General features: G+C 64.0%; 23 protein-coding genes and 1 pseudogene. 16 read left to right on the forward strand and 8 right to left on the reverse strand.

From position 1 onward, the window contains the following. Positions 1-103 precede the first annotated feature (103 nt). Both ACYCVF_RS16425 and ACYCVF_RS16430 read right to left on the reverse strand, forming a co-directional pair. Entirely contained in the window at positions 104-532 is a 429-nt protein-coding gene (locus ACYCVF_RS16425) for a VOC family protein (RefSeq protein ID WP_459604414.1), read from the reverse strand. Between the two features lie 102 nt (positions 533-634). Continuing rightward, on the reverse strand, positions 635-1,786 hold the full coding sequence (locus ACYCVF_RS16430; RefSeq protein ID WP_459604413.1) for a zinc-binding dehydrogenase: 1,152 nt from the start codon (positions 1,784-1,786) through the stop codon (positions 635-637). 237 nt (positions 1,787-2,023) lie between these two features. Between ACYCVF_RS16430 and ACYCVF_RS16435 the strand changes: the two genes are divergently transcribed. The 4 genes from ACYCVF_RS16435 to ACYCVF_RS16450 all read left to right on the forward strand — a co-directional run bounded on the left by ACYCVF_RS16435 (position 2,024) and on the right by ACYCVF_RS16450 (position 5,427). Further along, positions 2,024-3,265: an MFS transporter gene (locus tag ACYCVF_RS16435; protein ID WP_459606333.1), complete on the forward strand. Its 1,242-nt coding sequence runs from the start codon at positions 2,024-2,026 to the stop codon at positions 3,263-3,265. A 175-nt stretch (positions 3,266-3,440) separates the two neighbouring features. Further along, positions 3,441-4,052, forward strand: a complete 612-nt coding sequence (locus tag ACYCVF_RS16440; RefSeq protein WP_024340745.1) for a PilZ domain-containing protein — start codon at positions 3,441-3,443, stop codon at positions 4,050-4,052. Positions 4,053-4,372: 320 nt separating this feature from the next. Further along, a complete protein-coding gene (locus ACYCVF_RS16445) occupies positions 4,373-4,996 on the forward strand; it encodes a transglutaminase-like cysteine peptidase (RefSeq protein WP_459604411.1) in 624 nt (207 codons plus the stop codon). 203 nt (positions 4,997-5,199) lie between these two features. Further along, positions 5,200-5,427, forward strand: a complete 228-nt coding sequence (locus ACYCVF_RS16450; protein WP_459604410.1) for a hypothetical protein — start codon at positions 5,200-5,202, stop codon at positions 5,425-5,427. Positions 5,428-5,469: 42 nt separating this feature from the next. Here the strand turns inward: ACYCVF_RS16450 and ACYCVF_RS16455 are convergent, their stop codons facing one another. Next, positions 5,470-6,177 (reverse strand): GntR family transcriptional regulator, encoded by a 708-nt coding sequence (locus ACYCVF_RS16455; protein WP_459604409.1) that lies wholly within the window; start codon positions 6,175-6,177, stop codon positions 5,470-5,472. 253 nt (positions 6,178-6,430) lie between these two features. Here ACYCVF_RS16455 and ACYCVF_RS16460 point away from each other — a divergent pair, with 253 nt between their 5' ends. The 9 genes and pseudogenes from ACYCVF_RS16460 (at position 6,431) to ACYCVF_RS16500 (ending at position 14,228) form a co-directional block, all read left to right on the forward strand. Further along, positions 6,431-7,417, forward strand: coding sequence for an ABC transporter ATP-binding protein (locus ACYCVF_RS16460; protein ID WP_459604408.1), 987 nt, complete (start codon positions 6,431-6,433; stop codon positions 7,415-7,417). Between the two features lie 41 nt (positions 7,418-7,458). Beyond that, positions 7,459-8,748 (forward strand): ABC transporter substrate-binding protein, encoded by a 1,290-nt coding sequence (locus ACYCVF_RS16465; protein WP_459604407.1) that lies wholly within the window; start codon positions 7,459-7,461, stop codon positions 8,746-8,748. A gap of 5 nt (positions 8,749-8,753) precedes the next feature. Next, complete coding sequence (locus ACYCVF_RS16470) at positions 8,754-9,707, forward strand: ABC transporter permease (RefSeq protein ID WP_459604406.1); 954 nt, start codon at positions 8,754-8,756, stop codon at positions 9,705-9,707. 2 nt (positions 9,708-9,709) lie between these two features. Further along, the gene (locus tag ACYCVF_RS16475) at positions 9,710-10,588 is read left to right on the forward strand and encodes an ABC transporter permease (RefSeq protein WP_459604405.1); all 879 of its coding nucleotides are present in this window, start codon (positions 9,710-9,712) and stop codon (positions 10,586-10,588) included. Between the two features lie 20 nt (positions 10,589-10,608). Continuing rightward, positions 10,609-11,340, forward strand: coding sequence for an aspartate/glutamate racemase family protein (locus ACYCVF_RS16480; RefSeq protein WP_459604500.1), 732 nt, complete (start codon positions 10,609-10,611; stop codon positions 11,338-11,340). A 163-nt stretch (positions 11,341-11,503) separates the two neighbouring features. After that, complete coding sequence (locus ACYCVF_RS16485; RefSeq protein WP_459604404.1) at positions 11,504-12,313, forward strand: outer membrane protein; 810 nt, start codon at positions 11,504-11,506, stop codon at positions 12,311-12,313. Positions 12,314-12,333: 20 nt separating this feature from the next. Further along, positions 12,334-12,515: pseudogene (locus ACYCVF_RS16490) on the forward strand (aspartate/glutamate racemase family protein); the annotation flags it as partial. A 156-nt stretch (positions 12,516-12,671) separates the two neighbouring features. Then, complete coding sequence (locus ACYCVF_RS16495) at positions 12,672-13,478, forward strand: outer membrane protein (RefSeq protein ID WP_459604403.1); 807 nt, start codon at positions 12,672-12,674, stop codon at positions 13,476-13,478. Positions 13,479-13,733: 255 nt separating this feature from the next. Next, positions 13,734-14,228, forward strand: a complete 495-nt coding sequence (locus tag ACYCVF_RS16500; protein WP_459604402.1) for a hypothetical protein — start codon at positions 13,734-13,736, stop codon at positions 14,226-14,228. Positions 14,229-14,405: 177 nt separating this feature from the next. On the opposite strand, the gene ACYCVF_RS16505 is transcribed toward ACYCVF_RS16500, so the two are convergent. Beyond that, positions 14,406-14,783 (reverse strand): hypothetical protein, encoded by a 378-nt coding sequence (locus tag ACYCVF_RS16505; protein WP_459604401.1) that lies wholly within the window; start codon positions 14,781-14,783, stop codon positions 14,406-14,408. Positions 14,784-14,885: 102 nt separating this feature from the next. After that, positions 14,886-15,203 (reverse strand): hypothetical protein, encoded by a 318-nt coding sequence (locus tag ACYCVF_RS16510; RefSeq protein ID WP_459604400.1) that lies wholly within the window; start codon positions 15,201-15,203, stop codon positions 14,886-14,888. 112 nt (positions 15,204-15,315) lie between these two features. Here ACYCVF_RS16510 and ACYCVF_RS16515 point away from each other — a divergent pair, with 112 nt between their 5' ends. After that, complete coding sequence (locus tag ACYCVF_RS16515) at positions 15,316-15,480, forward strand: hypothetical protein (RefSeq protein WP_197433510.1); 165 nt, start codon at positions 15,316-15,318, stop codon at positions 15,478-15,480. 2 nt (positions 15,481-15,482) lie between these two features. Here the strand turns inward: ACYCVF_RS16515 and ACYCVF_RS16520 are convergent, their stop codons facing one another. Next, positions 15,483-16,013: a gamma carbonic anhydrase family protein gene (locus ACYCVF_RS16520; protein ID WP_459604399.1), complete on the reverse strand. Its 531-nt coding sequence runs from the start codon at positions 16,011-16,013 to the stop codon at positions 15,483-15,485. An 83-nt stretch (positions 16,014-16,096) separates the two neighbouring features. Next, positions 16,097-16,426 carry a DUF6949 family protein gene (locus ACYCVF_RS16525; RefSeq protein WP_459604398.1) on the reverse strand — a complete coding sequence of 110 codons (330 nt, stop codon included), beginning with the start codon at positions 16,424-16,426 and terminating at the stop codon, positions 16,097-16,099. 221 nt (positions 16,427-16,647) lie between these two features. Here ACYCVF_RS16525 and ACYCVF_RS16530 point away from each other — a divergent pair, with 221 nt between their 5' ends. Next, entirely contained in the window at positions 16,648-17,355 is a 708-nt protein-coding gene (locus ACYCVF_RS16530; protein WP_459604397.1) for a hypothetical protein, read from the forward strand. A 240-nt stretch (positions 17,356-17,595) separates the two neighbouring features. Here the strand turns inward: ACYCVF_RS16530 and ACYCVF_RS16535 are convergent, their stop codons facing one another. Beyond that, the gene (locus ACYCVF_RS16535) at positions 17,596-18,450 is read right to left on the reverse strand and encodes an AraC family transcriptional regulator (protein WP_459604396.1); all 855 of its coding nucleotides are present in this window, start codon (positions 18,448-18,450) and stop codon (positions 17,596-17,598) included. Positions 18,451-18,690: 240 nt separating this feature from the next. On the opposite strand from ACYCVF_RS16535, the gene ACYCVF_RS16540 reads away from it, so the two are divergent. Beyond that, a complete protein-coding gene (locus ACYCVF_RS16540; protein ID WP_459604395.1) occupies positions 18,691-20,817 on the forward strand; it encodes a molybdopterin-containing oxidoreductase family protein in 2,127 nt (708 codons plus the stop codon). The last annotated feature ends 1 nt before the right edge of the window (position 20,818 follow it).

Consider the following 20,818-nt stretch of genomic DNA (forward strand, 5'->3'; position numbering starts at 1 on the left):
CGCCATGCCTATGTTGCATGGCTTGATGGAAAGCACCGCGCCCGAAGGTTGCAAACGATCGTTCGCGGTCGTTCATCCATGCGTTTGCGCCACCGGCGTCTTTTCATATCTCCGCGTAGATCTCCAGCAAATTGCCGTCGGGATCGCGGAAGAACAGCGTGCGGTGACCGAAGGGCTGGTCCGTCGGCGGCGACACCATGGCTACGCCCTGCCGCAGCAGTTCATCGGCGCACTGATCGACCTCGGCTGCGGCCACCTTGAAAGCCAATTGCAGCGAGGCGCTGCCCGGCGGGACCGGCGCGTCGGCCGCGGTCCGGCTCGGCCTCGCCAAAGCCAGCGTGTTGCTGCCCAAGCCGTATTCGATCCAGTTCGGCGACAGCTCGCGCAGCAGCGGAAAGGCGAGGACGTCTTCGTAGAAGCGGCGCATCGCGGCCATGTCGCGCACGAAGATGACGGTGTAGTCGATCGCGCGGATGGCGCTGAAGGGCGAGCGGGTCCCCCGACCAGGTTCGCTTGTCTTCTCAGCCATCATTTGGTCCTTTACTCCAAACTGTCGCAGCCAATAGCCCGCAAAGGGAAGCGAATGCCGGACCGACTGCCCCGGATCTCGCCCCCCCATCAGGCCTGCGCATTCTCATTCCACCAGCTCCGGCCACGGCACGATGGTCGACTTCACCGTCTTCATCGCCATCGCATCCCTCACCGCCTGTGCGACGCCCTCTTCCGTGAACGGATAGATCGTCTGCATCTTCAGCCAAGGGTATTTGTCGCGCGTCCGATACAGCATGTCCACGCCGAGCGGCAGGTCGTTGCCGGTGAAGCCCCAGGATCCCAGCACGTTGAGATCCTTGGTGCAGATGCGATGCCATGACGTGTCGATCGAGCCGGCGTCGGTGAACTGGCCCATCTCGACATAGGTGCCGCCGTCGCGCAGCATCTCGATGCCTTCAGGGCCCGCAGTCGGATGACCCGAGCAGTCCATGACAATATCGGCACCGAAGCCGCCGACGATCTCGCGCACGCGCGCGATGCGCTCTTGCGGCGACTTGAGCTCCTCGATGTTCACCGTCTCTTCTGCGCCGAACTCCCGCGCAAGCTTGAGCCGCGGCTCCTCCGGCGCGCCGACGCAGATCACACGCCCTGCTCCCATCTCCCTTGCGGCCGCAACCGCCAGAATGCCGATCGGGCCCGAGCCCTGGATCACCACGGTCTCGCCCCAGCTGAAACCGCCAGCGCGGGTGGCGCGATTGAAGGCGCGGATGCAGGAGGTCAGCGGTTCGGACAGCGCCCCTAAGCGCAGCGACATGTCGTCGGGCAGCTTGTAGATCTTGGTGCCCGGCAGCATGTCGAGATCGACATAGACATATTCGGCCCAGCCGCCCCACATGTGCGGCGCCTTGTCGAAGCCGAGATAGCGGCCGTAATAGACCGGCGTCAGGCATTTGTTCGCGGTCTGTGGATAGTGGATGCAGTAATAGCAGCGACCGCAAGGCATCAAGGGCGGGATCATCACCTTCGAGCCGACCGACAGCGGCTTGCTCATGAAGTCCTCGGTGAACTCTTCGCCGCATTCGACGATGACACCACCGAGCTCGTGTCCCAGCGTGAATGGCCAGGGCAGCGGCTTCGGCCAATGTCCCTTGAGGATATGCAAATCGGTGCCGCAGACGCCGCAGGCGCCGATCTTGATCAGCGCGGCCTTCTTGCCGACCTTCGGCCACGGCACGGTGCGGATGACGGGCTCTGAGCCGGGACCAGCGTGGGTGCAGACGCGGATCTGTTGCATGGCTGTTTCCTCGATGCTCGCTTGTTATGATTGGTGGTGCGGGCTGCGGCGAAGCGTATGTGAGATGCGCGGTCGTGCCAAGATGCAGGAATTCGTAGCCCGCATGAGCGCAGCGATATGCGGGAAACAGCGGCCCCGGATATCGCTGCGCTCATCCGGGCTACGGGACACATCCAAGTGTCTTGAGCCTTCACCGGCGAACGTGTAAGGCGCAAGAGTCCCACCCTCGGTGCTCGCTTGAATCCCCTCCCCCACAATCCCGTCGCTGCGTCAGGCTCGTTCGCGGCAATGAAGTCCGTGCCCTACCGCCTCCAGTTCATCGCCTACGTGCTGGCGATGATGGCCGACAACATCGAGCATGTGATCAGCTATTGGGTGGTGTTCCAGAAATTCCATTCGCCTGCGCTGGCGGGCTTTGCGGTGCTGTCGCACTGGCTACCGTTCCTGCTGTTTTCGGTCGCGGTCGGGGGGCTCGCCGACCGGTTCGATCCGCGCCGCATCATCCAGTGCGGCATGCTGCTGTTCATCGTGGCATCGAGCGGCTGGGGCTTCTTCTTCCTCACCGATACGATCGAGATGTGGCACGCGATGCTCCTGCTGGTGATCCACGGCTGCGCCGGCGTGCTCTGGCAGACGCCGAATCAGCTGCTGCTCTACGACCTCGTCGGTCCCGCCGATCTTCCGAGCGCCGTGCGGCTCAACGCAATGGCGCGCTATCTCGGCATCCTGGTCGGGCCTGCGGTGGGCGGAATCATCATGCTGACCCTCGGCACCTCGCACGGCATCATCTTCAACACGCTGTTCTATCTGCCGATGCTGCTTTGGCTGTTCTGGGCGCCGGTGCGCGACAAGAGCATCGCCGTGCGGCGCTTCGCGGTGCGCGGCCTTGCCGACGTCGTGCTGACCATCCGCGCGATCGGCACCCAGCCGGTGCTCGCGGCGATGACCTGGCTCGCCGGCCTCACCTCCTTCATGATCGGCAATGCCTATCACGCCCAGATGCCGGGCTATGCCGGCGATCTCGGCCATGGCGATCCCGGCGTTTCCTACAGCGTGCTGCTCGCCGCGGACGCGGCCGGCGCTCTGCTCGCCGGCATCGCGCTGGAGTCGTGGGGACGACTGAAGGGATCGCCGCGCACCGCGATCACGCTCGCGATGCTCTGGAGCGCGGCGCTGCTCGGCTTCGCCCTGGTGCCGATCTATCCGATCGCGATCGCGCTGTTGTTCCTTGCAGGCTTTTTCGAGCTGTCGTTCAACACCATGGCGCAGGCGCTGGTGCAGCTGAACGCGCCGCACGACCTCCGCGGCCGCGTCGTCGGGCTGTATAACATGGCAGGGCTGGGGATGCGGGCTTTCAGCGGCATCACGGTGGGGCTGTTCGGCGCGGCGATCGGCATTCACTGGTCGCTTGGGCTCTCGGCTTTGCTGCTGCTGGCCCTGCTTTGCCTTCTTTACGGGCGCGTGGCGAAGAAGGCCTGAAGACGGCCGGGGATTGCAGCCTGCCCCGCCGGGAGCGCTGCGATCCCCCGGTGTGGCGTTTTCGATCGCATTGTGTCTGTCCGTTACCGCCAGCGTCCAATCCTAACGCGACATTAACCCTATGCACCTTACGGTCGTCCCGGACTCCGCCCGGGCGGGGGGTCGGGTGTTGAAAATGGCGTTGGCGAACAAAAAATTTCTTCCGGCCGCCGAGGAGCGCAGGCGCTTCCAGCGGGTGAAGGTTCACCTGCTCGGCCGCTACATGCTGCCGGACCGCCGGGAATTCCCCTGCCAGGTGATCAATATGTCGCCGGGCGGCCTCGCTTTGCTCGCGCCCGGAATCGGCAATGTCGGGGACCGCGTGGTCGCCTATCTCGACCATATCGGCCGCGTCGAGGGCAAGATCACCCGCATCATCGACAACGGCTTCGCCATGACGATCGGTGCGACGCCGAGGAAGCGCGACAAGCTCGCGGCCCAGCTGACCTGGCTCGCCAACCGCGACATCCTCAATCTGCCGGAGGACCGCCGCCACGACCGCATCGTGCCGCGCAACCCCATCGCGGTGTTGACGCTCGAGGACGGCACCAAGATGACCTGCCGCATCATCGACCTCTCGCTGTCGGGCGCCGCGATCGCCGCGGAGAACCGCCCGCCATTGAAATCGACGGTTCTGCTCGGGCGGGTCCAGGGCCGCGTGGTCCGAAACCTCGAAGACGGCTTCGCGCTGGAGTTCTTGCACGAGCAGCCGATCGAGACTCTCGAAGAGAGCGTTACCGCGCGGTAAAGCGCGAGGACGCGAAAATCCCGGTATTTCCAGGCTCGAAGGCGGCCTCCGCGATGCGGACGCCGCCTTTTTCATGTCCCGCTTGCGGTTAACGCGTCGGTCGCGGTGGGGCGCGAACGCCGCCTCCGCCAGCGTTTCCGGGTTAATCGGTAAAATTTGAATCGATTGCAGACTTGTCGAATTTTACTCGAATTCGATTCAAGTACAGATCGAATTCGCCGCGCGTTTTAGTTGCATTCGTCTCGACTTGACCTGACTGACTTAGCGGCAGCTCAAAAGCTCCGTGTGCAATGTGGTCCCAACAAGAAACGGGGGCCGCAATGTTTGACTTCAGGGGACAGGGGAAGAGGCTGGCGCTGGTCGCCATGCTCTTCGGGATCAGCGCAGCAGCGCAGGCCGGCGAAAGCCGTCTGCTCTATGCGAGCCTCGGCGACACCACGCGTGCGCCGATCGGCTGGGTCGAGTTCTGCACGGACAATGCCGCCCAGTGCCAGGGCGCACCGATGCAGCCGCGCGACATCGTGATGTCGCAGGCTGCATGGCGCGACCTCGTCAAGGTCAATCGCTGGGTCAACGAGACCGTCAAGCCTTTGACCGACCAGGAGCACTGGGGCGTGATCGAGAAGTGGTCGCTGCCATCAGATGGCTACGGCGACTGTGAAGACTACGTGCTGTTGAAGCGCAAGATGCTGATCGACGCCGGATGGCCGCGCCAGGCCCTGCTGATCACCGTCGTGCGCGACAAGAAGGGCGAAGGCCACGCGGTGCTGACGGTGAAGACCGACAAGGGCGAGTTCGTTCTGGACAATCAGAACGAGAGCGTCGTTGCCTGGACGGAGACCGGCTACCGCTTCGTCAAGCGCCAGTCACAGAGCGACCCCAACGTCTGGGTCTCGCTCGGCGATACCAAGCCGGCGGTCTCCACCGCCAGCGCGAGAGACTAGCAGGAACGAGACAACGAGACACGCGACCCGGTCACATCCCCACCCCTCCCCGTCCCAGACCGGTTCGCGCGCGGCCAGCCATCCCCCAATGGCTGGCCGCAACCTTTTCAGGGACGACCGCTCGATGGGGCATCTTGCCGAATGCAAATGCCCGTTCCGGTCCGTTGATTAGGAACCTTCATCGTGCTCGCGCTTGAACCGGCATGAAAAATCCATCACCGGGAATGCGCAGGGCGCTACGCCAGGCTCAATTGTACGGGCACCTGCTCGTCCGAAATGACAGGCTGTATCACCCTGGAGGCAATCATCCGATCTGCTCGATACAGCTTGCACGAGAGATGGTCAGGTCAGGATGGATGACCAAGCAGGACGGCGAATACGAGATCACGCCTGACGGGCAGCTTGCCGCCGAAAGTGAACTCAATCGCTGATGCGATCCCGCATGCCCCGGCCGCAACTCGTCGCAGTATAGGTCAGGCGCCCAGTACATCCGCGAGCCGCAGGTCGTCGGCGGCGGGATCCTTCAGGAACAGTTCGGCCTCGATCTCGTTCAGGTGCGACAGCATCAAGGCCCCCGCGCGCGCCCTGTCGCCCTCGCCGATCGCCTCGACGATTCCCGCGTGATGATCGGTGCCGCACGCCGGCGTGTCGTGGCGGCGGTAGAGCAGGATGATGAGCGAGGAGCGCGCGATCAGTTCCTTCAGGAAGCCGAGATAGATGCTGTGACCGCTCATCTCGGCGACGAGACGATGGAATTCGCCGGAGAGCCTCACCGAGGCGCGCGTATCGCCGCGCAGCTCCGCCTCGCGCTCCTCGGTGAGATGGCGCTGCAGGCGATTGATCCAGGCCGGGGACGCCGCATCGATTGCGTGATCGACGATGGCAGGCTCGATCAGGCGGCGCGCCTCGAACACTTCGCGGGCGTCGGCGGGAGTCGGGCGCGCGACGAAGGCGCCACGGTTCTTCTCGATGTTGACGATACCCTCATGCACGAGCTGCTGCAGCGCGCTGCGCACCAGCGTGCGGCTCGCGCCGTAGATATCGCCGATCTCGTCCTCGCCGAGCTTCGTGCCCGGCAGCAGGCGATGCTCGAGGATCGCGGCGGTCACGCCCTCCCGGATACGGCTGACGCGGTCGCTCGCATCTGGCGCATCGGATTTCTGGCGGGTCTTGGCGGCCATTGCTGTGAGGGCTCGATCGGCGACGTTCGGCCGAAATGTTAGTCGACGAGTTGTATCCAATCACAGGCGAAACTTTATACAATTTTCGCTCATTTTGTGTGCAGAGGGCAAGCCGGCGCTGGCCGGCGAGACGGGACCGGAATCTGACCTAACGATCTGACTCCACTGCACAGTTTCTTGAAATCAGTTGGCTGAAGGCTATTGGCACGGAGCTTGCGGAGAGAGGCGAGCATCGCCCCTGCTCGGACACGCCATGGCCACTCCCGCCGCTCTCGAACTGGTCGCCGTCACCAAGCGCTACGACACCACGCTGGCGGTCGACAACATCAACCTGAAGATCCCGGCCGGCACCTATTGCTGCCTGCTCGGCCCCTCCGGCTGCGGCAAGACCTCGACCCTGCGCATGATCGCGGGGCACGAGGCGGTCAGCGAGGGCGACATCATCCTCGGCGCGCAAAACGTCACCGATCTCGAGCCGGCCAAGCGCGGCACGGCGATGATGTTTCAGTCCTACGCGCTGTTTCCGCACGTTTCCGTGCTGGACAATGTGGCCTTCGCCTTGAAGATGCGCGGCATCGACAAGCCGACGCGGCACAAGCGCGCCGGCGAGTTGCTCGAGCTGGTTGCGATGAGCCAATATGCGGGCCGTCTCCCGGCGCAGCTGTCCGGCGGCCAGCAGCAGCGCGTGGCGCTCGCCCGTGCGCTGATCACCGAGCCGCAGATCCTCCTGCTCGACGAGCCGCTCTCCGCACTCGATCCGTTTCTGCGCGTCAGGATGCGCGGCGAGCTGAAACGGCTGCAACGCGAACTCGGCATCAGCTTCATCCAGGTCACCCACGGCCAGGAAGAGGCGATGGCTCTCGCCGATCACATCGTGGTGATGAATCACGGCCGCATCGAGCAGCAGGGCACGGCCCGCGACATCTTCCATCATCCCCGCACAGAATTCGTGGCGCGCTTCATCGGCGGCCACAACGTGCTCAGCGACGCCGGCAAACTCATCGCCGTCCGCGCCGATCAGCTCGGCATCGTGCCGTTCACTGACGGCGCGTTCGGTGCGCCGGCGCTGCTGACCCAGACCGAATATCAGGGCTCCTACATCGCCGTCTCGCTCACGCTCGACGACGGCACGGCCCTGTTCTCCCACGTTCCCGAAGCCGCCTTCGACGTCCATCCGTTCCGTCCGGGCGACCGCGTACTGGCGACCTGGGATCCCGCCAAGGCGCAACCCCTGCAATAGCGCCGATCGACCACTGGAATGCGCAACAGAGGAGTGATGACATGACCGAGACCACCAGGACGAAAGGCGTCAGCCGCCGCACGCTGCTCAAGGGCACCGCAGGTCTCGCCGGCCTTGCCGCCGGCTCGGGGGCGATCACCGGCTTTCCCTATGTGAAGTCGGCCGACGCGAAGGTGCTTCGCTATCTCGGCACCGCCGTCAACGAGGGCGACGACATCGCGAAGCAGTGCCTGAAGGACACCGGCATCAAGATCGAATACATCACCGCGACCACCGACGACGTCACCAAACGCGTGATGACCCAGCCAAACTCCTTCGACGTGCTGGACACCGAATATTTCTCGCTGAAGAAGATCGTTCCGTCTGGCAACATCCTCGCGCTCGACGCCAGGAAGATCAAGCAGTTCGACAACATCACGCCCGTCTTCACCAAGGGTGAGACGCCCGGCGGCAAGAAGATCGGCGGCCAGGGCACGGCGCCCTGGAAGGTGCTCTACCTCGAAGGCAAGGACTCCAAGAAGTTCGCGACGTCGGCGACCGAATTCGTGACGCTGATTCCAACCGTCTACAACGCCGACACACTCGGCATCCGCCCCGACCTGATCAAGCGGCCGATCAGTTCCTGGTCCGAACTGCTCAACCCCGAGTTCAAGGGCAAGGCCTCGATCCTCAACATCCCATCGATCGGCATCATGGATGCCGCGATGGTCGTGGAAGCCTCCGGCAAGTACAAATATGCCGACAAGGGCAACATGACCAAGGAAGAGATCGATCTCACCATGAAGGTGATGACAGAAGCCAAGAAGGCCGGCCAGTTCCGCGCCTTCTGGAAGGACTTCAACGAAAGCGTCAACCTGATGGCCTCGGGCGAGACCGTGATCCAGTCGATGTGGTCGCCGGCGGTGACGAAGGTGCGCTCGATGGGCATCCCCTGCACCTTCCAGCCGCTCAAGGAAGGCTACCGCTCCTGGGCCTCGGGCTTCTGCGTCTCCAAGGGCGTCTCGGGTGCCAAGCTCGAATGGGCCTATGAGTTCGTCAACTGGTTCCTGTCCGGCTATGCCGGCGCCTATCTCAACCGCCAGGGCTATTACTCCGCCGTGCTCTCCACCGCGAAGGCACATATGGAGCCCTACGAGTGGGCGTACTGGATGGAAGGCAAGCCGGCCGAGAAGGACATCAAGGCGCCCGACGGCTCGCTGCTCGAGAAGGCCGGCGCGGTGCGCGATGGCGGCTCCTACGAGGACCGCATGGGCGGCGTCGCCTGCTGGAACGCGGTGATGGACGAGAACGACTACATGGTCCGCAAGTGGAACGAGTTCATCGCGGCGTAACGGACATGTCGGAAGAAGTCCTGCAACGGGCGTCCCCGGGCTTGATCCCGGGGTCGGACACAGCGTGCGCCGCGAAACCGACGCGCCTGTCACCGACCTTCATCTCCTGGCTCCAGGCCGGGCCGATGATGCTGGTGTTTCTTGCCTTCTTTCTCATTCCACTGGTGTTCGTCGTCATCGTCTCCTTCTGGGACTACAACGAATACCAGCTGCTGCCGGCCTTCTCGGGCCGCGGCTACACCGACACGTTCGAGGGGTGCATCGCGCAGCTCCCCGACCTCTGCACGATCGGCAAGACCTATGTGAAGACGCTGAAGCTGTGCTTCATGGTCTGGGCGATCACGTTGTTCATCGGCTTCTGGGTCGCCTATTTCCTCGCCTTCCACGTCAAGTCCAAGACCTGGCAGATGGGACTATCGCTGCTCTGCACGATCCCGTTCTGGACCTCCAACGTGATCCGCATGATCGCCTGGATTCCATTGCTCGGGCGCAATGGCCTCGTCAATTCCGGTCTCGTCAAAACAGGCCTGATCAACCATCCCGTGGAATGGCTGCTGTTCTCCGAATTCTCCGTGGTGCTGGCGCTGGTGCACCTCTTCACCTTCTTCATGGTGGTGCCGATCTTCAACTCGATGATCCGCATCGACAAGTCGCTGATCGAGGCCGCCTATGACGCCGGCGCCACCGGCTTCCAAACCCTCGTCAACGTCATCATTCCGCTTGCGAAGCCCGGCATCGTGATCGGTTCGATCTTCGTCATCACCATCGTGATGGGCGATTTCATCACCATCGGCGTAATGGGCGGCCAGCAGATCGCGGCAGCCGGCAAGATCATCGAGACGCGGGTGAACGCGCTGCAGTTCCCCGCAGCAGCGGCCAACGCCGTGATCCTGCTTGTCATCACCTTCCTGATCATCACGATGATGTCCCGGATCGTCGACATCAAGAAGGAGCTCTGAGCATGAGGGAAGGACGTCCGCGCTCCTTCTACGTGCTCGCGATCTTCTTCGCGGCCTATGTACTGTTCCTCTACGGACCGATGATCGCGATCTACGTGCTGTCGTTCCAGGGACCGCAGGGCGGCCTCACCTTCCCGATGAACGGCGTCTCGACCTTCTGGATCGCGAAACTGTTCCAGGGCACGGGCATCGTCGATCTCGGCGCGGCCTTTCGCCGCTCGCTGCTGCTCGGCCTTGTCGTGATGGTCCTCACCGTCGTGCTGTCGGTCGCCGCGGGCATGGCGTTCCGCCGCAGGTTCAAGGCGCAAAGCATCCTGTTCTATTCGGCGATCGCGAGCCTGATCGTGCCCTCGATCATCACCTCGCTCGGCATCTCGCTGGAATTCCGCATCATCGACGACCTGATCAAGGCGCATTGGAACGAGAACTTCGAGACCTCGATGGGCCTGCTTACTTCGGGTCTCGGCGCGCATCTGACCTGGACGCTGCCGTTCGGGCTTCTGATCATGTTCGCGATCTTCAACCGCTTCGACCCGCGCCTCGAGGAAGCCGCGCGCGATCTCGGCGCGACGCCGTGGCAGACCTTTCGCCACGTCGTGCTTCCGATCATACTGCCCTCGGTGATCGGCATCGGCCTGTTCGGCTTCACGCTGTCCTGGGACGAGCTCGCCCGCTCCAGCCAGGCGATCGGGGCCGTGAATACCTTGCCGCTCGATCTTCAGGGCCTCACCACCACCGTGACGAACCCCGACATCTACGCGCTCGGCACCGTGATCTCGGCGGTCTCGTTCACGATGATCGCCCTTGCGCTCGGCACCATCCACATGCTCAACAAGCGGCAGGCGGCCAAGGGTTCGGACGCCGGCAAGGGACTCGTCTGACAAGGGACTTGTCTGATCCGATGCGGCTGCACGTCGTCAATCCAAACACCACCGCGTCGATGACGGCGAAGATCGCCGCTGCGGCGCGCAGCGTTGCCCTGCCCGGCACGGTGATTGACGCGCGCCAGCCGGCAATGGGCCCGGTTTCGATCGAAGGATTTTACGACGAAGCTTTCGCCGTGCCCGGCATGCTCGGCTGCATCCGCGAGGCCGACCGCGACGGTGCGGATGCCCACATCATCGCCTGCTTCGACGACACCGGCCTGGATGCCGCGCGCGCCGTCGCGAAGGCGCCGGTGGTCGGCATCGGCGAGGCCGGCTTCCATATGGCGAGCCTGATTGCGGCGCGCTTCGCCGTGGTGACGACGCTCGGTGTCTCGATCGTGCCGATCGAGCATAATCTGAAAAAGTACGGCCTCGCCGAACGCTGCGCCCGCGTCCGCGCCGCCGAAGTGCCCGTGCTGGCACTGGAAGAGCGCAACACCGATGCGCTCGGCAAAATTTCGGCGGAGATCACTTCCGCAATCCGCGACGACCGCGCCGAGGCCATCGTGCTAGGCTGCGCCGGCATGGCCGATCTCGCCGCGGAGCTCGCCGCCACGCACGGCCTGCCCGTGGTCGACGGCGTCGCCGCAGCGGTGACGCTGGCCGAATCACTGGTGCGGCTGGGACTGACGACGTCGCGGCTCGGCCCGTACGCCGCGCCGCGGGCGAAACCCTATGATGGATTGTTGTCGGGCTTTCGTCCGTAGGCGCGGCACCACATACCTCTGGACGGAATCAGCAGAGCGTAAGTGTGCCCGGCCGACAACAGCTCAAGCTTTTCGCGGCATCGGGTTCCACAATTGTTGTCGCGCTCGCTGCGACCTGCGAATCTGCGAGAATTCAGATTCGGGGCGCACGCGGGGGCGGAGCATGACGAGATACTTTACTGCAAAGATTGCAGGAGCACTGGCATGGGCCGCTGTAGCGGGTTCGGCGCTGGCCGCCGACATGCCGGTGAAGGCGCCGCTGGCGGCACCGTCATGGTCTGGCTTCTATGCCGGCCTCTCGCTGGGCGCCCGCTGGGCGGCCAACGACTGGCAGACCAGTGACGTCTCCCCGAACTTTGCCGGCGCGATCGTCCCGACAGCGGGCACAGGCGGCGCAATCGACAGCGTCGCGGCCAGGTTCGGGGGCTATCTCGGCTACAACGCACAGATATCGACATCCTGGATCGCCGGCGTGGAGGCCGATTTCGGGTGGGCCGACAACAAGAAGACGGCGACTCCCTTACCGGGCACAGCTGGGCTCTTCTTAGGCGCCCCTTTGGTCGGCCTTCCATCCGGCACCGTTAAGGAAACATGGGACGGCAGCCTCCGTGGTCGTCTCGGTTATCTCGTCGGGCCCGCTACCTTGGTCTACGGCACGGGCGGCGTGGCGTGGCAGCGCCTCGAACTGAGCGCCAATTGCACCGTGGTTCCCGGAAACTCGTTCTGCTTCGGCAGTGCTCACAATGAAACCTATGCATCGACCAGAGTCGGCTGGACCCTCGGTGGCGGTGTCGAGCACATGATTGGCGGCAATTGGCTTGCGCGCGTCGATTACCGCTATGCCGATTTCGGGACTTGGACCCAGACCTTCTTCACCGCAGGGGGAGTCGGGATCGGGTTCGACGACCGCTTCACCGCGCACGTGAAGGCCCGTACCCACACCGCGACGGTCGGCATCGCCTACAAGTTCTGAAGCGGACTCACTGACGAGCGGCCGCGATCCGCGACGACCCTGCCGAAGCCATACACGGTCTCTGCCGTGATCGACGGCGTCGATGGCAGCTGTGACGCTGGCCGAATCACTGGTGCGGCTTGGGCTGACGACATCGCGGCTCGGCCCGTATGCGGCCCCGCGGTCGAAGACTTCCGGAATGTTGTCGAGCTTCGAGTCGTAAGCGTTGCGCAACTGTGCCGCTCCCTGCCGGAAGCGGCGTGTCCTGTCGGCAACATCGCGACCCTATTGCAGCATCGAGTTCCACAATCGTTGTCGCGCTCGCTGCGACCTGCGAGTCTGCAAGAATTCTGATTCGGGACGCGCGCGGGGGCGGTGCATGACGAAATACTTGATCTCGATCGTTGCCGGGACGCTGGCATGGGCTGCCTTGATAGGCCCGGCGCTGGCGGCCGATATGCCGGTGAAGGCGCCGCCAGCTGCGGCGACGTCATGGTCGGGATTTTACGCCGGTGTTTCGATCGGCGCACGCTGGGGAGACAATGACTGGCGGACGAGCGACGTCGCCCCCGGTCTCGGCGTCGGCATATTCGTTCCAACGGCCGGGACCGGCGGCGCGATGGATAGCGTCGCGGCCAGGTTCGGCGGCTATCTCGGCTACAGCGCGCAAATCTCGACGTCCTGGGTTGCCGGTGTCGAAGCCAATTTCGGCTGGGCCGATGCCAGCAAGAGGGCCAATCCCGCACCGGGGATCACAGGTCTCTTTTTCGGCGCACCGGTGAATGGACTCCCCACCGCCTCGGTGAAGGAAACGTGGGACGGCAGCCTCCGCGGCCGCCTCGGCTATCTCGTCGCACCCGCCACTTTGGTCTACGGCACGGGGGGCGTGGCGTGGCAACGCCTCGAATTGAACGCCAATTGCACCGTGTTTCCCGGAAGCTTCTGCACCGGCGCCACTTACAACGAAACCCATGCGTCGACTCGAGTCGGATGGACCGTCGGCGGCGGCGTCGAGCAGATGATCGCCGGTCACTGGCTGGTGCGCGCCGACTACAGCTACGCCGATTTCGGGACGTTCACCCAGACCTTCTTCACCGCAAACGGGATGGCGTTCGACGACCGCTTCACCGCACATGTGAAGGCCCGCACCCACACCGCAACGGTCGGCCTCGCGTACAAGTTCTGAAGCGGACTCACTGACCCGCACTGCGTCGAATCAGCTTGGCATCACCTGCCCGGTCAGGGCCGGCCGCCTACCGCTGCATCGAGACAAATCGGTATCTCGAGACCTTTTTTCGCCAAATTCCGTTTGTTCTCATAGGGCCAGCCTCTTTTTGGTCCCATTTGTTGCTGATCAGTAACACTTTCGGGACGTCCACGGCCGCCCTCCGGGCAGCCGGCCTTCGCCACGCACCAAGTTTCAATTTGGGTTTAGTCAGCGATGATCGATCTCGCAGCGGACACTCGGTCCAATCCCCTGCTTCGTCTTGGCGCCCAGCCAATCGCGCTGACTGCCGCCACCCTTCTCCTTTTGATCGCAGGCGTGACCTCGATCGCGATCTGGCGTGCCTATACCGGTGCCGCCCCGGAGACCGACCGGGTGGTGGCATCGCGGCAGCTCCAGGCCCGCACGGCCCAGGCATCCGAGCAGCTGGTTGAGAAGACCAAGGGACTGGAGGCGACGCAGCAGGAATCCATCGATCAGCTCCAGCTGGTGCAGGACCAGCTCCTGACGATGAAGCGGCTGATGGCGGCGCAACAGGCCGATACCAAGCGCTTGTCCGAGCAGGTCACGGCGCTGAATGAGTCCATCGACGGCTTGCGGCAGTCCTTTGCCAGTGCACGCACGACCGAAGTCGAAACACCGTCGGTTACCCGCAGGAAACCGGCACGGCACCGCGTCCAGGCCACCGCGCGCAAACGCTCGCGCGGCTGAGCCGGTTGCGAAGGCGCTTTATTTTCGCCACTTGTGAACTGGATCACATTCGCCCGTATGATTCCGCGCGATGCTCGCCCTTACCGGATGGCGTGAGCCGATTTCAATATCCGGGGCTGGCAAGGTCGTTGACGGTATACTGCGTCAACGGCCTTGTTTTTTAACAGGCGTTCCATCTCACTCGCAGACGTCGACCCGACGGTATCGCCATCCCGCTGGCGTCATGACCCGCTTTCGCGCGACGTAGCAGCCGCCATAACCATCGTTGTAGTCGTCGTAGCCGGTACGATAATAGTAGGGAGCGCCGTAATAGGGGTAGCCGTAGCCGTAATAGCCGCCGTAGTAGCCGGCGCCGGCGATGCCCGCACCGATTGCGAAGCCCGGCCAGAAACCGCCGCCATGCCAATGGCGGTGTCCCCAGCCGCCTCCCCCATGGAAGCCGCCGCCATGGAAGCCTCCAGCATGTCCGAAACCGCCCCGAGCCTCAGCCACTTGCGGCACCGACAGCCCGACCGCCACCACGGTCAGCGCCGTCATGATCATCTTGCGTAACATCACTCGATCCTCCGCGTGGACACGCTCCACGCTTCAAGCAGGACCAAGCTAACGTCACTTGGGAATCCGTGACAGCCACACTGTCTCACTTCCGCGCGAGCGTCAGCAGCCGCGGCAGATGCTCTTGACCTTCTTGTCGAGCTGCCTGTTCTCGGCGTTGATGGTGGCATCAGCCGCTCCGCCTGCGCCGGTGCCGGTGGTGACTCCGGAGCCGGGGCCGGATGATTGAGCCGTACCCAAACTGTTGGTACCGGGGGGCGGAGCCGGCGAATTGGCAACACCTCCGGTCGATCCCGCAGAGCCTCCGGTCGATCCGCCAACGCCGCCGGTCGCTTGAGCGAACGATACGGCCGGCATCGCCGCCAGTGCGAAGATCACGGTCATGGTCTTGATGGAGCTGATTGCGGACGCTCGGGCCATCGGAATTCTCCTTTGCCGGTCAACCGCTGCGGCGAAGACCGGTTCCGGAACAAATGCCGTCACATCAGCTTGAAAACGAGGATCAGCTTGAAAACGAGGAGGCGAAATCAAGATGACCGATCGCGATCCCTTTGCAGAGGGCGAACGCGCCGCGCGCGAGAACATTCCGGCTGAAGCCAATCCGTATTCAGACGGCAGCGACGAGCATGCGCTCTGGGCCGCCGGCCATGAGAGGATTGCAGGCGCGATCGAAGCGAGCGAATCCGAGGGAAGCTGATCTCAGCCGATCCGCTTCAAGCCTTTCTTGAAGCGCGGACCGTTGGCCACGTAGAACCTGGCCGCACTGCCCATCTTCTGGACCTGCGCATCATCGAGCGTGCGGATCACGCGCGCCGGCGAGCCGATGATCAGCGAGCGCTCGGGGAACTCCTTGCCCTCGGTGATGACGGAGCCGGCACCGACGATGCTGTTGCGGCCGATCTTCGCGCCGTTCATCACGATCGAGCCCATGCCGATCAGCGCGCCCTCCTCGATCGTGCAGCCGTGCAGGATGACGTTGTGGCCGACGGTGCAGTTCTTCCCGATCACGAGCGGAAAGCCGAGATCGGTGTGGCAGGTCGAGCCGTCCTGCACGTTGGCGCCCTCGCCGATCTCGATCCACTCATTGTCGCCGCGCAGCACCGCGCCGAACCAGACGCTCGCACCCGGTTTCAGGCGCACGCGGCCGATCACGGTGGCGGTCTCGGCGATGAAATAGTCGCCGTCGGCGGGAAGATCGGGCGCCTGCCCGTCGAGCTCGTAGATCGCCATGGAGGACTCCTGTCGCGTTGACCCCTGGCATAGACAAACGGCGGCGCAGAGGCAAAGGGCCGGCCGCGCTCAAAGCACGAGCATCAGACCAGAATGCCGGCCGCCCGCAGCGTCATCAGGACGAAGGTGCCGCTCATCATGCTCCAGAAGCTGGCGATGACGGTCGCCATCATCACGAATTCGACACGGCGGCTTTCCACCCGGATGCCGCGAAGCGTGTTGCGCATGATGATGAAGGGCGCGGCGAACACCAGGAACGGAACCGCCGCGAAGGTTTTCGGCGCGACGCCGTCCTGCAGAAGGCCGAATCCGGCGGGCCGCTGCGCAAGCGCCTGGTACCCGTTCACGAGCGCCCCCGCGAGCGCGAAACCGATGCCGATCGCGAAGAAAGTATTGAGAGCTTCAGGTGTCATCGGAACGGTTCGCCCTTACGCAACGCCACCGCCTTCCTGTGACAAAGAGCAGGGGTTAACGCTACATTATCCTTAAGGGAAGGTTAACAGGGCTGGCCGGTCCATGCAGGGCCGTCCCCGTTCGCCGCAGGCGGGAACGCTCTGCGAAATCGCCGTCGCATGCCATATTCGCCGCTGATTCGTCGGCCACCGGCCGATGTCCGGCTCGACTTGCGCAACTCATGACGGTCTTTTCGGCAGCTCCCATCAGGTCCCCCCGCACGCGCACCCGCGCGCACGTCGTTCCGATCGTGCTCGGGGGCATTGCCGCCGCATGTGCCGTCGCACTCGTCGCCTATCTGCTGTGGCCGACCTGGCGCAGCAGGGGCGCGAACGCGCCGGACAAGCTGCCGGTGAGCATCGGCGGCACGCTGTTCAATCTGCCGACGGCGGCCATCCGCATGAAGATCCAGCGGCACTCGGGGCCGCAGGAGCGCATCGATCTCGACTTCCTCTATCCGTCGCTGGAGCCCCCCGGCGCGCCCAGGCACGTCACCGCCGACACGGCGGAAGTGGCGCTGCAATCGATCGACCGCATCTTCCTGTCGATCTCGGCCCATCACGAAGCGCTCGCGCCCGAGCAGCGGACGGCCACGATCTATCCGCGTTACCTCGATCAGGCCGCGACGACGCCCGTGGACGGCCTGACAATGCGGATGTTCCGCACCGACACACCTTACGGCAGCGAGGATCTCTATTCCGCTGCGAGCCCCGCGCTGACCGCGCGCTGCACGCGCGATGCGGCCACCCCGGGCATGTGCCTCTCGGAGCGCCGCGTCGGCGGTGCCGACCTCACCTTCCGCTTTCCGCGGAGCTGGCTGTCGCAGTGGCGTGACGTCGCAGAAGCATTGGACAGGCTGACGGCGCAGCTGCGCGGGCCGAAGGGCTGAGCTCGGCCGCTCTCCCTTGGCCCGCCGCAAGACCGAAGCCCTGGCAAAACATCGAAAACAACCCCATGCACAGTAGCCAAGCCTCTGCGCTTATTCATATTTTTCGAAGTCAACTTGACCCGTCGGGCATGGGTGACGGTCGCGGAGGCGACCGCGCGGCTCCGGGTTCTCGACAAGACCGGGTTCTCGACAAGACATGGCTCTTGCGGCGGCGAGGTCCGTCCTCCCCTGACGGAGGCCTCAGTCCCGAACCTTCTGCGCCCGATACAGGCTCGGCGTCGTCCCGACCGCCTTGCGGAAGGCGCGGTTGAAATTGGCCTGCGACGAAAATCCGGCGGCGTAAGCAATGTCGACCAGCGGACGATCGCTGGTGGACAAGAGGTGCCTGGCGAAGTCGAGGCGCTGCCGGCTGACATATTCATGCGGCGCCGCGCCGGTCGCCGCCTTGAAGCTGCGGGAGAAATGCGCCGGACTCATGCACGCCACCGACGCCAGGTCCTTCACCGTGAAATCGCGATCGACGGACGCCGCGATGAACTCCGTGACACGCGACAGCCGCCTGGCGTCGAGCGGTTTCTGAACGGCATGGGATTGCTTCAGCCGGACTGACGTCGCCGCATAGCTGTGCACCAGATGAGCCGACAGGGCCCGCCCCAGGCTCTCGATCAGAAGGCGGCCGGTCGAGGTCTCATGTTCGAGCTCGCCAAGGATCCGGTCCGCGACGTGCTCGATGAAGATGTCCCGGTCGATGCTCTCGTAGCGGATCGACATTCCGGACGGGTCGATGTCGAGATCCCGAAGCATGGTGTCGTCGAACGGGTGTCCGGGAAGAAAGATATGCAGGCACTCCTGCATCTGGTTCTCGACACGGATGAAGTCCTCGCGGATGCCGGCCGGACACAGCCACACGGTGCCCCTTCTGCCGAAAGTGCGCTGCCGCATGCCTGCACCTTCCCGATCGACGACCGAGTTGCCGCGCAGCAGGATCGCGATCTCGGTGTCGCGCGGCAATTGTGGCGGCAGATCGCCCGGATCATGGCTCCACCGCTCCGCGAGCAGGTGCGACCATCGCCGCTCGTTGGATGTCTGAAGCATTCTGCCGGTAACGTATTTATCGACAGAATTGCCGAGCATACCCATCGTGTCTCTCCGTCAGATAACGCGATGTGCAGGTAAAGGTAGTACCGGGTCCAGCAATTAGCATGCCAGAGACCGGCCCGGGCGTCCACCGGCCGAGAGCAGGCTGGGACAACAACACCGCACATTTTGAGAAGCCAGGCCGGGCCCGACCACCGCATCCTTCGGATTGCCTCAAATCAGGAAGCGGAGAGATCCATGGCAAGGACCACGGTCATCGGCGCATGCCCCCACGATTGCCCGGACACCTGCTCGATTCTGACCACGGTCGAGGACGGCAAGGCCGTCGCCGTCCGCGGCAATCCCGACCATCCGTTCACGCGCGGGCGGCTTTGCGTCAAGGTCAACAACTACGAGGAGCGTGTCTACAGTGACAAGCGTGTCCTGTATCCGCTCAAACGCGTCGGACCGAAGGGCACCAGGCAGTTCCAGCGGATCTCCTGGGAGGAAGCGCTCGCGACCATTGCCTCGCGCTGGACATCCATTATTGCCGAGCACGGTGCGCAGGCGATCCTGCCCTACAGCTATCTGGGCACGCAGGGCATCATCAATGGGCTGAACGTCGGCGATCCCCTCTTCAACAAGCTCGGCGCGACGGTTCTGGAGCGCACCTTCTGCGATTCCGGCTCTTGCACCGCGTACATGATGACGATCGGGCACACGCCGGGCGTCGATCCCGAAAGCTTCGTGCACTCGAAGTACATCATCCTGTGGGCCTGCAACACACTGAGCACGAATTCGCATCACTGGCCGTTCATCGAGCAGGCGAAAAAGGCCGGTGCCAAGCTGGTGGTGATCGATCCCGTCCGCACCCGCACCGCGCGCCTCGCCGACTGGCATATTCCGATCCGTCCCGGCACCGATGCTGCGTTGGCGCTCGCGATGATCCACGTCATCATCAAGGAGAATTTGGTCGATCGCGACTATATCGACAGATACACCGTAGGCTACGACGATCTGGCCGAACGGGCGTCCGGCTACACACCCGAATTCGCTTCGCAGGAAACCGGCATTCCCGTCGACGACATCGTCAAGCTGGCACGGGAGTATGCGACGACACCTCCGGCCGTCGTGCGCATCGGCGTCGCGGTCGAGCGGCATGCTGGCGGCGGTCAGACCGTGCGCGCGATCGCCTGTCTTCCGGGACTGATCGGCGCCTGGAAGCACGTCGGCGGCGGGCTGCTCCAGCTCCCGATCTGGGCGTTCCCGGTCAGATGGGACGTGCTGATGCGTCCCGATCTCCAGCCGGAGAAGATGCGCGTGCTCAATTCCTGGCGCCTCGGAGCGGCGCTGACCGGCGAACTCGACTTCGATCCGCCGATCAAGGCGCTGTTCGTCTACAATGCCAATCCAATGGCGATGGTGACCGAACAAGCCAAGCTCGAAAAGGGACTGGAACGCGAGGATCTCTTCACCGTCGTCAGCGAGCACTTCCTGACCGATACTGCCAAATACGCCGACATCGTTCTGCCCGCGACCACTCAGCTCGAGCAGGAGGACATCATGTTCTCCTGGGGGCATCTCTATCTATCCTACAACAACCAGGCGATCGCGCCGCTCGGCGAAGCCGTGTCCAACACCGAGCTGTTCCGCCGGCTCGCGCGAGCGATGGGCATCACGGACCCCTCCTTCTTCCGGAGCGATGACGAAATCATCGAAGCTTCCCTCGACTGGAGCAGCCCGGTGCTCGCAGGCATCACGCTCGACGACGTCAAGGCCAAAGGCTATGCGCGCCTCAACATGCCCGCGGCGGCCGACTGGGCGCCGCACCGCGAGGGCAATTTTCCGACCGCATCGGGGAAGTGCGAATTCAGTTCGACCATCGCCGCCGGCGGCAACTTCGTGGTGCCGCTGTTCCGCCAGGGCTACAATGGCGATCAGGACGCCGCGCCGGTCGATCCTCTGCCCCACTACATCCCGCCGAACGAGAACCCGCGCACCGCGCCCATGCTCGCAACGCGCTATCCACTCAGCCTGATCTCGCCGAAGAGCCACGCCTTCCTGAATTCGAACTACGGCAACCTGCCGGCGCAGACCGCGCAGGCGGGCGAGGAACAGGCGGTGCTCCTCAATCCGGACGATGCGGCGCAGCGTGGCATCGTCGCGGGCACGCCCATTCGCGTGTTCAACGACCGTGGCGCGTTCGAGGCCTTCGCGACCGTTTCGGCCGACGTCATGCCGGGTGTGGTGGTGGCCCCGTCCGGCTACTGGCAGCGGTCCAATCGCAGGGGCGCGACGGTTCACGTATTGACGCCTCCCGCCTTCGCCGACCTCGGCCGTGCCCCGACCTTCTCGGACATCCTCGTTCAGGTCAGCGGGGCCTGAC

Source organism: Bradyrhizobium cedriense (assembly GCF_054602315.1).